The 11,579-nt window shown below is 50.8% G+C and carries 8 protein-coding genes and 2 pseudogenes; 7 read left to right on the top strand and 3 right to left on the bottom strand.

From position 1 onward, the window contains the following. The first annotated feature begins 258 nt into the window (after window positions 1-258). Complete coding sequence (locus tag FGU65_RS15715) at window positions 259-1,854, top strand: IS1634 family transposase (RefSeq protein ID WP_301665448.1); 1,596 nt, start codon at window positions 259-261, stop codon at window positions 1,852-1,854. Between the two features lie 191 nt (window positions 1,855-2,045). Here FGU65_RS15715 and FGU65_RS15710 read toward each other — a convergent pair whose 3' ends face one another. Continuing rightward, complete coding sequence (locus tag FGU65_RS15710; RefSeq protein WP_301665447.1) at window positions 2,046-2,996, bottom strand: IS5 family transposase; 951 nt, start codon at window positions 2,994-2,996, stop codon at window positions 2,046-2,048. Window positions 2,997-3,058: 62 nt separating this feature from the next. On the opposite strand from FGU65_RS15710, the pseudogene FGU65_RS16015 reads away from it, so the two are divergent. Beyond that, window positions 3,059-3,549, top strand: a pseudogene (locus tag FGU65_RS16015) (IS1634 family transposase); the annotation flags it as partial. Window positions 3,550-3,623: 74 nt separating this feature from the next. Continuing rightward, window positions 3,624-4,850, top strand: a complete 1,227-nt coding sequence (gene mmp10 / locus FGU65_RS15695) for a methyl coenzyme M reductase-arginine methyltransferase Mmp10 (RefSeq protein ID WP_301665444.1) — start codon at window positions 3,624-3,626, stop codon at window positions 4,848-4,850. Between the two features lie 689 nt (window positions 4,851-5,539). Here mmp10 and FGU65_RS15690 read toward each other — a convergent pair. After that, a pseudogene (locus FGU65_RS15690) lies at window positions 5,540-5,953 on the bottom strand (transposase); the annotation flags it as partial. A 229-nt stretch (window positions 5,954-6,182) separates the two neighbouring features. Here FGU65_RS15690 and FGU65_RS15685 point away from each other — a divergent pair. The 4 genes from FGU65_RS15685 (at window position 6,183) to FGU65_RS15670 (ending at window position 11,275) form a co-directional block, all read left to right on the top strand. After that, window positions 6,183-7,154, top strand: coding sequence for a radical SAM/SPASM domain-containing protein (locus tag FGU65_RS15685; protein WP_301665443.1), 972 nt, complete (start codon window positions 6,183-6,185; stop codon window positions 7,152-7,154). Window positions 7,155-7,172: 18 nt separating this feature from the next. Further along, a complete protein-coding gene (locus tag FGU65_RS15680; RefSeq protein WP_301665442.1) occupies window positions 7,173-8,183 on the top strand; it encodes a radical SAM/SPASM domain-containing protein in 1,011 nt (336 codons plus the stop codon). A gap of 3 nt (window positions 8,184-8,186) precedes the next feature. After that, window positions 8,187-9,170, top strand: a complete 984-nt coding sequence (locus FGU65_RS15675; protein WP_301665441.1) for an ATP-grasp domain-containing protein — start codon at window positions 8,187-8,189, stop codon at window positions 9,168-9,170. A 494-nt stretch (window positions 9,171-9,664) separates the two neighbouring features. Continuing rightward, complete coding sequence (locus FGU65_RS15670) at window positions 9,665-11,275, top strand: IS1634 family transposase (protein ID WP_301665440.1); 1,611 nt, start codon at window positions 9,665-9,667, stop codon at window positions 11,273-11,275. A 120-nt stretch (window positions 11,276-11,395) separates the two neighbouring features. On the opposite strand, the gene FGU65_RS15665 is transcribed toward FGU65_RS15670, so the two are convergent. Beyond that, window positions 11,396-11,579: hypothetical protein (locus tag FGU65_RS15665; protein WP_301665449.1), on the bottom strand; the 184-nt coding region annotated here is incomplete at its 5' end.

Raw genomic sequence — 11,579 nt, 5'->3', positions numbered from 1 at the left:
ATCACCCAGGGCGGCAAGAGAGGCATATTCGTGCCGAATTATGAAGTTGGTAAACGTGCTCATGGAGATCAGGTCGATCCGGGACTATAAAGTACTTTTGAGAAGAGGGCGGTTTTTCGAAATCCTCAGATAAATAAAGCTCTCTCAAAATTTCAAACCCACCTTTCGCACTAACTTGTGCCCTTGGTAGAATTATCAAACCGCAAGATCCTTGTACTTTCCGGAAAAACCTCTGCTGTGCCCACTTCTGCAGAGTTCATCGAAGGTTCCGACGTCTCGATCGGCCATCTCGGGATCGTCGCTGGTGCGTTTGATTCCCTCGGGATCGCCGGGGTCGTCGACCGTGCCATTCCGAAAAAACGGCAGCACCACCTCACCCACGGCGAAATCGTCAAGGCCATGGTGCTCAACGGCCTCGGGTTCGTGGAACGGCGGCTCTACCTCTATCCGGACTTCTTCTCAGACATTGCCGTCGACCGGCTCCTCGGCGACGGCATCACCATCGAGCATCTCAACGACGACGTCCTGGGCAGGACGCTGGATGCCATCGCTGAGTATGGCCCGACCGAGCTCTTCAACGCGATCGTCGCCGAGTGTCTGCTCGCCAGCGACTACGGCACGCACTGCCTCCACGTCGACACCACCGCCTTCAGCGTCAGCGGGGAGTATGACGCCGACTTCGACTCCCGCGACATGACCATCACCTACGGCCATCCCAAAGACGGGCGGTGGGATCTCAAGCAGTTCGTTCTCGGGATGGCGACCGACCAGCACGGCATCCCGCTCTTTCTGCAGACCTTCTCCGGGAACGAGTCCGATAAGAAGACTCTGCTGACGATCATCACCCAGCTCACCGAAAACCTGCAGCACCCGGGCAAGGTCTACCATATCGCCGATGCCGCATTTTATACGGCCGAGAACCTCGCGACGCTCGGCACCCGCACCTTCTGGATCAGCCGGGTGCCGGCGACCCTGAACGAGGTGAAAGCGCTTGTCGCTGCCGATCTCACCCTGCAGCCGTGCGCCGACGACCGCTACCGGTATGCAGAGCATGTGTCTGAGTATGCCGGCATCCCGCAGAAGTGGGTCGTCTACCACTCGGCCCCGATGCAGGAACGGCAGGAGAAGACGTTCGCACAACGGCTGGAGAAAGACAAGACAAAGGCAGAAACGTCGCTCCGGAAGCTCGGGGCACGGGAGTTCGCCTGCGAACCGGATGCCCGGATCGCTGCCGAAAAGTGGTTGCAGGAGCACGGCTTGTTCTGTTTCACCTCACTCGATATCAGGAGTGTCACCCGGAAGACGACGAAGAAACGCGGCCGGCCGAAGGCGGATGAGCCGGTGGAGACCGTTTACCGGATCTCAGCCGAGATTGAACACGACCCAGATGCCGTCGCGGATCGGCGGCAGAAACTCGGCCGGTTCGTTCTGGCAACGAACGATCTCGACCTTTCCCCGGACGATCTGCTGATGAACTACAAAGAACAGGGCACGGTGGAGCGCGGGTTCCGGTTCCCCAAAGACCCGTCGTTCCGGGTGGCGGAGATCTATCTCAAGAAACCATCCCGGATCCAGGCGCTGGCGATGATCATGGTGCTCTGCCTCTTCATCTATGCGATGACCGAGTTCCGGCTCCGCCGGAAACTGCAGGAGACTGGGGAAACGGTGACCGGCCAGACGAAGAAGCAGACACAGAAACCGACCCTGAAGTGGCTCTTCTTCCGCTTCCGGCGCGTCCGGGAACTCCGGTTCCGGGCGGAAGAGGAGGTGACGGTGCTGGTTACGAACATGACCCCGGAGTTCTGGAAGATTCTCCGGCTGCTCGGGGAGGAGTATGTAAATTACTATTTGTGATCAAAGACCTGCGGAAAGTGGGTTCAAATGAAATTCAGCCATTTTAATTTCATCTCGTCATGTATTCACGGGAATGTAGGGCGAATGACCCTGGCTCATCTCCCCCCTCCTCTCGCCTCCTGCGCTCACCGGTGAGCCTTCCCCTTCCTGAACGCCTGGATATCCAGGATTCTTGTGAGTTTTCTCGAGAGCTACCGCTCGGCAGCTTGCGCCTGAAGAGTGAGAAGTTGCCTGAAGTTGAAATTCATACAGGAGAAGACATTTTTGACCCGTACTCTGGCAACGGTCGTGACCATGAGGTGGCCTGCATGGAACACCCGCTTGATCACGGCAAACGGCCGTTCCACCAGCGATCGTGTTCTGCTGATGGCCTTGTTTCTCCGGTTCTCTTTGATCGAGAGGGGATGGTTGCGAACGGCCCGGTGCACGGTCTTGTCCATAGATGCCTGCGGTTTCACGCCGAAATAGCCTTTGTCACGATAGACCGTTTCGCCTATGCGGGAGAGATCGATCCTGCTGTCATGGAGTGACGCGGTGGTGGTCTCGATCCGGCGGATCAGCTGACTGTCCTTGTCGAGCAGGATGTAAAGTTTGTAGCCGAACTGGGATTTCGAGCCCTTCTTGGCCCAGGTGCCGTCGCGGCTGCGCCGCGTCCGTGCCTGCTCGCCCCGGGGTGTGTCGGCAGAGGCGTGTCCGGGGTCGGCGGTGATGAACGAGGCATCCTGCATGACACCCCGCTTGATCGTGAGACCCTGCTCCTCGAGTTGCCGCTGGAACTCATCCCAGATCGCAGTCTCCTTCCCAGTTTTAGCCAGGCGTTCCCGGAACAGCCAGACCGTCGACCGATCCGGAATGGATTCCGGGTATCCCAGGAAATGGCGGAATGAGATCCGGTCGGTCGCCTGACGCTCCAGTTCGGGATCCGAGAGACCATACCACTGCTGGAGCACCAGCAGCCGGATCATGAGAACAACGTCATAGTTCGGACGACCGCCTCTCCCCTCGGCATTGGTGTAGAGGTCGGCAAGGAGAGGGCGGAAGGCATCCCAGTCGATCAGACCGCTGATCTCACCCAGCCGATCACCCAGAGCTGCAAGGGAGGCATATTCATGTCGAATTAAAAAATTGGTGAACGTGCTCATGGGGAAAAGGTCGATCCGTGGCTATAAAGTACTTTGGAGGAGGAGAGGTTGTTCGAAGTTCTCACCAGAAGTATTTCCTCATCAGGACGACGCCCAAACGGTGGACACGTGTAACAGTCAGGGAAGAGGTTGTCAGCAAAGCCAGGCGCGATTATGGATTCTTTGCCCTGATCACCAATGAGACGATGGATACAGTGACGGCTCTTGAACTCTACCGCAACAAAGATGTTGTCGAGAAGGCCTTCGGCAACCTCAAGGAACGGTTGAGCATGCGGTGGGCTCTGGTTTCGTCTGAGCAGAATCTTGACGGGAAGCTCTTCGTCCAGTTTGTGGCACTGATCTACCTCTCCTCCTACATTAAAAACAGATGCAGGTGAAAGGGCTGCTCAAAGACTACACGCTGCCGGGCGTACTGGACAAACTGGATCTCATCGAATGTTTCGAACAGCCGGGGAAAGCACTGCGGGGGGGCGAGATGCTGGATGCGCAACAGCAACTGTATCAGGATCTGGGGGTCACCCCGCCGACCTCGCATGAGTGGCCGGGAATATAGGATAATCATTGATCGTGGCTCGAAAACTGGCATCACAAAACCATTATGCAATGACGATAGAATGTACGCAACGTATGTCTCATCTCACCGTTGATATCGGCGGCCGCCCCGGGCTCGACTGCAGGGGCTTCTGCAATTATTGTTATTTTAAACATGTGTCCGATACACGGCCGCTTGGATGCCGCTACTGCCTCCCGTTCTCTGTTGGATGCGACTACTGCACCCGGGGCGTCCGGGAGGGATACCAGGGCTTCAAAGACCTGCGGACGGTTGCAGATGAGACACTGGCCAACATCAGCGTCAGCAGCGACGACATCACCCGCGTCACCATCAGCGGTGGCGGCGACCCGAGCTGCTACCCGGCGTTTGCCGACCTCGTCGACCTCCTCGCCTCCCTGGAGGCGCCGCTCCACATCGGCTACACCAGCGGGAAGGGGTTCGATGACCCGGCCATCGCCGATCACCTCATCGACTGCGGCCTTACCGAGGTCTCCTACACGGTCTTCGCATCGGACCCTGCGCTCCGGAAGCGCTGGATGCGCGATCCGACGCCGGAGGCCTCGCTTCGGGTACTGGAACGGCTCGCAGAGGAGATTGACGTCTACGCCGCAGCCGTGATCCTCCCGGGCGTGAACGACGGCGCCGTGCTCGAAGAGACCTGTGCATGGCTGGAGGAGCGGGGCGTGCGCGGCCTCATCCTGATGCGGTTTGCAAACACGCTCGAGCAGGGGCTGATCCTCGGCAACGCTCCGATCATCAAAGGGCAGCGTGTCCAGACGGTGAAAGAGTTTGCGGAGACGGTTGACGCCATGAACGGCCGCTTCTCCATGAAGGTCAGCGGCACTCCCCTCGGCGACCCCGAGATCGGCTCTCCCTTCGCCATCCTGCACGAACCCGATCTCGTAAAGAAACTCCCCCGTGTCAGGAAGCGTGCGTCGGTTGTCACCGGGAGTATTGCCGCGCCGTTCATCCAGCGGGTTCTGCAGATCCGGGGGTATCAGCCCCGGGTTGTCAAGGTAAAGAAGGATATCGCCTGCCTGATCACCCTCGACGATCTCCGGGAGATCGACCCGGCAAAGCTCGAGGAGGTCGTCATCATCCCGGGCAGGGCGTTCGTGCACGACGGCGAGGCGCAGAAGGTTCTCTCCGCAGACGGCGTCTACCGGGAGGTCGTCCGTGGACCTGAGACCCTGACCGCGGACGCCGAGACCAGCATGGGCATGACGAAGAACGCCGTGCTGCAGATGGAACTCGACGGATTCGCCGCCCTGATCAACACCATCAATCTTCACGGGAAGTAGGGTTGGTCTCTTCTCCTGGAATGCCAGCAGCCGGATCATTAGAACAACGTCATAGTTTGGATTATCGCCTCGACTCTCGGCATTCATGCATAGATCGGCAAGCAGCGGGTGAAACGGATCCCAGTCGATCAGACCGCTGATCTCCCCCAGCCGGTCGCCCAAGGCAGCAAGAGAGGCAGATTCGCACCGAATTGCAAAATTGGTACGCATGCTCATGGGAAAAGGTCGATCGGGAACTATAACCCACCTTTCGCACTAACTTGAGCCCTCGGTAGAATTATCAAACCGCAAAATCCTTGTACTTTCAGTAAATAACCCCTAATGTGCCCACTTCTGCTGACTTCATCCCGCCTTTCGCAGTAAATTTCACCCCAGATTGCTGGTATGAAAACCACTCTATGGGTATGCAGAGCCTCCGCTAGAACTGCCTCATCCTCTTCGATTTCGGTTATCACTCGGTGTTCAGTTTCCGGACGATGTATCCTGCCTGAGTAAGGATTTGAATCATCTCGCCATGATCCATTTCTGCGTCCGGCCTGATCTTGGGCAGTTTCACTTCCTTCACCGTCCCCGGCGATTCGACATACATTTCGTGGTTTGCGAGGAGATGATGAATAATTGATACTACCTTCCGCGCCAATGCCACAATCGCTTTTTTATATCCTTTGCGTGCCCGGATCCGTGCGAAGACGGTTCGTGACGGTCATCCCGGTGCTGTCGACGGCGATGATCACGTCCTCGGCAAGGAACTCGGGAGTGACCTTCAGGGAGAGATCCAGCTGCTCTATCCGCCGGAAGAGCGTGGTGTAGTCCGCCGCCGTGAGACGGGGGATGAACTCCGCGAGCTTCCGGACAAACCCCTCCATTTGGCGGTAGGGCATCAGGAGAAAGATGTGGATGCAGGCCATCCATGCGATGAACGGCTCCGGATACTTATACGGACGATCACACTTCCCGGCATTCATCTCCGCAAGCAGGTCGTCCCAGCGATTGAGGAAATCAAGTGCGATGTAGAGTTCACCCCGCCGAACCAGCCGTTCATTATAGATACTGCAGTCGCGAGTATCAGGGTACGGTCGTCCCCAGCGTTCTTTCTTAGCCATGGAGGGGCGGCAGGGGCGGCCGTCACCTTCACTTTTGTGGTCGGGTGACCGGAGTTAGTCAACACGGCAATAACGCTGAAAATGATCGACTTTGTGATCAACTGCGTAAGTCCTGGGTACTTCAGATGAGTGGTTGTTCAAATTCTCCTGTGATCTTCCATAACAGAAATTCGAAAGGTTTAATATCTGTTATTTGGAACTAGCGTAATATATATTGAGAGGTTTAAATATGGAAACAGGTACTCCTTCTCTTTTTCAGTTGGTCATCTCGATTACCGAGCGCTGTAATTTAAGTTGTCCCAATTGCTATGGTAAAAAAGAGGAACCAAAATCACTCTCATTGCATGATATCAATAATTTGCTTGAGAATACAAAAGATATGGGCATAATCGATGTTTCGTTAACAGGTGGTGAACCCTTATTACATGAGCAGATTACAGAAATAATCAGTTTAATTGGAAGTTATGGATATAATGTTCATCTTGCAACAAACGGTACGATAACTCCTCCTCAATCACTAATTGATAAAATACTTAAGGATCGTATAAAAATATCAGTCCAAGTAGCTGTTTATGGCCATCGGGACATTCATGATGCTTGGGTTGGTTTGGACGGTTCATATGATACAGTACTGGAAAACATTTCTCTTCTGAAAAACGTCAACATCCCGCTGAGTATAACATTTGTCGCGACAAAGGAAAATTTCCATTACATCAAGTCATTGAGCGATCCCTTTAATGACCTTCCTATAAACATTAACCGCCATATCTGCAATGATAAGAATTTGGAGTTAACCAAAGAAGAACTTAGAGAAATCTGTGATTTTGTTCAGGAAAATAGCGGCATACGCATGTTTTGTGAGCCCTTATTTAACACCCTTTTGATTGATAAAGCGTCAGAAAAACTTTCAGGATATGATATTCGTGGTGGTTGCATTGCAGGCGTCGCATCAGCGACACTTGATCCTAATAAGGAAGTGTATCCTTGTCCAAAATTGAGAATTTCATGTGGTAACATTAGTGAGACACCTTTTTTGGAGATATGGCAAAATTCTAGAATTCTAAACATGTTACGAGATAGAAAAAACATTAAGGTCTGTTCTGACTGTTTGTATCGTAACGTTTGTGGAGGGTGTAGAGCGAGTGCATATCTGAAAACTGGGGATTACTTAGCTCAAGACCCGCAATGTTGGCTAAAATAAATTTTAGGGGATGCATACATGGATTTTCATATAACGAACGCCTGTAATTTGAGATGTATTCACTGTTATGCCAAAGCTGGAAAAGAAGTTGATGAACCCTTGAAAAACGATGAAATTTTCCGAATTTTGTCGGAAGCAAAAGATTTTGGTATAAGCGAAGTTCATTTAGAGGGAGGAGAACCGTTACTGAGAAATGATTTAAAAGAAATTTGCTTATATGCAAAAAAAATTGGGCTGGTTACAACGGTTTGTACAAATGGAACACTATTGGATAGAAATTTATTAGATTTTTTTAAGAGAGTGCAATTGGACGGACTATTTTTCACAGTATTCAGTCTTGACAATAAAATCCATGATGGGATCACCCAAATTCGAGGTTCGCATGAAAAAACAATCCGAGCTTTGAAACTGTCTATTGGACAGGGGATACGCATTGGCGTATTCACGCCAGTTTGTAGAAAAAATCTCGACGGTATCAGATGCCTAACAGAACATCTTAGTTCGTTGGGTGTACATTTTCATGCATATATTCATATGTCGCCAGTTGGAAGGGGTAGCGATATAGAGGACCTGATACTAAATGCCCAGGAATGGATTGATTTTACTGATCTAATTATGGAAAGTTCCGGAAAATATAATCTTGAAATGAAGCTTGAATCTTTTGCGGTAAGAAGAGCAGATTTCAAAAACGCAAAAAATAAGCGCTCAAAATGCAAGGCAAATGATGTTTGCTTCCTACATGTTCTGGCTTCGGGTGAAGTCTATCCCTGCCCATTATTAATTGGAAACAATGAGTATTTGCTGGGTAATTTACGGATATCATCATTTTCTTCGATTTTAGAAAAATTAAAAGGAATTAATGTATCTTCAGAATATTGTACTCGATGTGATATTTTTGATGCATGCGGGGGGGGATGCATTGCGTACAGAGAAATATCAAAATTAAGTTTTGATCCACGCTGTAAAAACGGAGAATACATCCTTTCATGCCCAACATATATTTCATCATTCAATAATGCTGGAGAATAACTTATGAGTCCTATCATTCCAGTGTTAATTACATCCGGTTCTTCCCAAATGGCTGTTTCAGCAATAAAGTGTCTTAATTTATCTAAACTTGTTCAGGTCTATGTGGTGGATGGCGATATCTCATGTCCAGGTATTCATTTGGCTGATAATTATCGAATAGTAAAAAGCTTTGAGCAAGAGCATAGAATTGTTGAAGAAACAATAAAAATTTGCCAGGAAGAGAATATCCCGGTGGTTATTCCAGGATTGCATCCGCACATCGAGATATTTTCGAGAAACCTTGAAATATTTGAAAAACTTGGGATCCAAGTTATTGTCAGTACGTATGATGCAATAATGTGCACTATCGACAAGTTAGTTGCACACAGAAAATTAAAGGATTCCATCCCTTTTGCAAAAACATATACATATAACCAAGTTTGTGAATGCAGCAGTTCAATTAAATATCCCATAATTATGAAACCAAGGAACGGTTGTGGATCCGTTAACATTTTATACATTAATTCATCTAGGGATTTTGAATACTATACCTCAAAATTTACTGGAAAACTCGACAAATACATATTCCAAGAATACATTGAAGGGCGAGAGTTTACAGTGGACATCCTATGTGATAAGAATGGCAATTGCATTAGCACAGTTCCTAGAGTAAGGACGCAGATTCAAAACGGAGTAACTTATCGGGGCAAAACAATAGATCATCAGATATTGAAAGAAATTGGGCATAAATTAGCAAAATCAATACAGTTTTTCGGACCTATAAATTATCAGGCAATTGAAGAAAGCCATTCAAAAGAAGTGAAAATAATTGAAATAAATCCCAGAATAAGTGGGACGATTATTTTGACCGCAGAAGCAGGAGTGAATATGCCATTGTTGGCAATAAAGATCGCCCTTGGCCTAGAAATTGATACAGATGAATTGAAATTCCAACCGGAAACACAGATAATTAGATACTGGGAAGAACGATTTTTGTTTCCATCCTAGATCCCCGATGACACACGCCGAGATTCAGTAATCCCTCTAATTATTGCCTCTAAAATTTCAAATGGCTCTCCTGTATCAGTAATTCGCTAACTGTTTCCTCCCTCTCGTTTTATTCAACCCCGCCTTTCGCAGTAAATTCCGCCCCAGGTAGAATAATCAAACCGCAAGATCCTTGTACTTTCAGTAAATAACCCCTAATGTGCCCACTTCTGCAGAGTTTGTTTTGGCTCATTCAAAAGTGATCCACTTGGCTCATCTAAAACTGATCCACCTGAGCTATCACTTTCGCCTTCTCCCTGATGAATCCTTGGGTTCCTCGCTGACGGAAACTGGTTCCTGCCATATTCATCCTGGATTCCCGCTGACACATAACGATGCCGAATAATCCCCCTTATCAGTGCCTTTAAAATATCAAACAACCCTTCTGTATGACTTAAATCGATAGATTTATCCATCGTTATGGGTTATAGATACATAACGAGGCAGCAACCCACATGGCGGCAATAGTCTACCAAACGGACAAACGATCGGGGATCACCTACGCCTATCACTCCGTCTCATACTGGGACAGCGAAAAGAAACAGTCACGGGCTCGCCGCACCCTGATCGGGCGGGTGGACAGTGCAACCGGCGAGATCGTTCCTACTGACGGAAGAAACCGCAAAAAGCACGATGCTACGGTACCCGTGAACGATGGACCCGATGCACCTGCGCAGGTTCATCGATCCTTTTACGGCGCCACATACCTGCTCGATGCCATCGGCGAGAAGCTGGGGATCACGCAGGACGTACGCCAGTGTTTCCCCGACACCTACCAGCAGATCCTGTCCATCGCCTACTATCTTGTCCTTGAAGACAGCACGCCCCTGTACCGCTTTGAGAAATGGAGCACTCTCCACAGGCATCCGTACGGCAAACCCATCACCTCCCAGCGCAGCAGTGAGGTCTTCGCCGGCATCACCGAGGAGGCCAAACGCCGATTCTTCACCCTCCAGGGGAAACGAAGGCTGGAACAGGAGTTCTGGGCTTATGACACGACCTCTCTCTCCAGTTACTCGGAGACACTCCGCCAGGTACAGTATGGCCACAACAAAGAGCACGACCGCCTGCCCCAACTGAAACTAGCTCTGGTCTTCGGGCAGAAGTCCAACCTCCCGTTCTACTACCGGAAACTCGCGGGCAATATCCTTGATTCCAAGACCATCCGGCATCTGCTCACCGACCTGGAACTTCTCGGCTGTTCGAAGGTAAAACTGGTCATGGATCGCGGGTGTTACAGTGAAGCCAATATCAACTGCCTCTACCGTGACCACGTGAAGTTCCTCATGTCGGTGAAGATGTCCCTGGTGTTTGTCCGAACCGAGCTGGACGCGATCTACGACACGTTCCGAAGTTTCGAGCAGTACAACGAGGATTACGAGCTCTACTGCCGAACCGTCCGAACCACCTGGAAGTACACCCAGAAACGTCCATACAAGGGAGACACGCTCCAGGAACCGCGTCGCCTGTATATCCATTACTATTACAATATCGCCAAGGCGGCTGAGGACGAGCAAGCCTTTGACCGCCGGTTGCTCGCACTGAAGCAGGAACTGGAAACCGGCAAGCGTGTTCCGGAACACGAAAAACTCTACCAGAAGTATTTCCTCATCAGGACGACGCCCAAACGGGGAACGCGTGTAACAGTCAGGGAAGAGGTTGTCAGCAAAGTCAAACGCTATTATGGATTCTTTGCCCTGATCACCAATGAGACGATGGATGCAGTGACGGCTCTTGAACTCTACCGCAACAAAGACGTTGTCGAGAAGGCATTCGGCAACCTCAAGGAACGGTTGAGCATGCGGCGGGTTCTGGTGTCGTCTGAGCAGAGTCTTGACGGAAAGCTCTTCGTCCAGTTTGTGGCACTGATCTACCTCTCCTACATCAAAAAACAGATGCAGGTGAAAGGGCTGCTCAAAGACTACACGCTGTCGGGCGTACTGGACAAACTGGATCTCATCGAATGTTTCGAACAGCCGGGAAAAGCACTGCGGGTGGGCGAGATGCTGGATGCGCAACGGCAACTGTATCAGGATCTGGGGGTAACCCCGCCAACCTCGTTATGAGTGCCCGGGAATATAGGAGGTATGCTTCCGAGACGATGGCTTGGTTAGTTTATTCCACGGGATCGGATCCCAAAGATTCCTCAGCCTTCACTACCCCGGACAAATGGCCACCCTTATATTTTAATAAGGTATGCTTGTGGCCACGCGGGCATCATGTGGTTTATTCCGACGTTGACACGGGTCGGCAAGTTCTGTGACGCCGACGGTGATCTGTTTCTTATCCGGCCGGTGATCCCGGCTGTAGCCATACTTTCCGAGCTTCGCCGCAGTGCCGTGGAGGACGATGCTGGTCCAGTCCATGTTG

Source organism: Methanoculleus frigidifontis (assembly GCF_030464345.1).
GTDB classification, from domain to species: Archaea; Halobacteriota; Methanomicrobia; order Methanomicrobiales; family Methanoculleaceae; genus Methanoculleus_A; species Methanoculleus_A frigidifontis.
Note: the sequence above shows the minus strand (reverse complement) of the source record. Positions and strands in the feature narration are given on the sequence as shown.

Coding starts and splice junctions, on each gene's coding strand:
- FGU65_RS15710 (WP_301665447.1), bottom strand. CDS start 2,996: ATGAGCACGTTCACCAATTTTTTAATTCGACATGAATATGCCTCCCTT.
- mmp10 (WP_301665444.1), top strand. CDS start 3,624: ATGTCTCATCTCACCGTTGATATCGGCGGCCGCCCCGGGCTCGACTGC.
- FGU65_RS15685 (WP_301665443.1), top strand. CDS start 6,183: ATGGAAACAGGTACTCCTTCTCTTTTTCAGTTGGTCATCTCGATTACC.
- FGU65_RS15680 (WP_301665442.1), top strand. CDS start 7,173: ATGGATTTTCATATAACGAACGCCTGTAATTTGAGATGTATTCACTGT.
- FGU65_RS15675 (WP_301665441.1), top strand. CDS start 8,187: ATGAGTCCTATCATTCCAGTGTTAATTACATCCGGTTCTTCCCAAATG.
- FGU65_RS15670 (WP_301665440.1), top strand. CDS start 9,665: ATGGCGGCAATAGTCTACCAAACGGACAAACGATCGGGGATCACCTAC.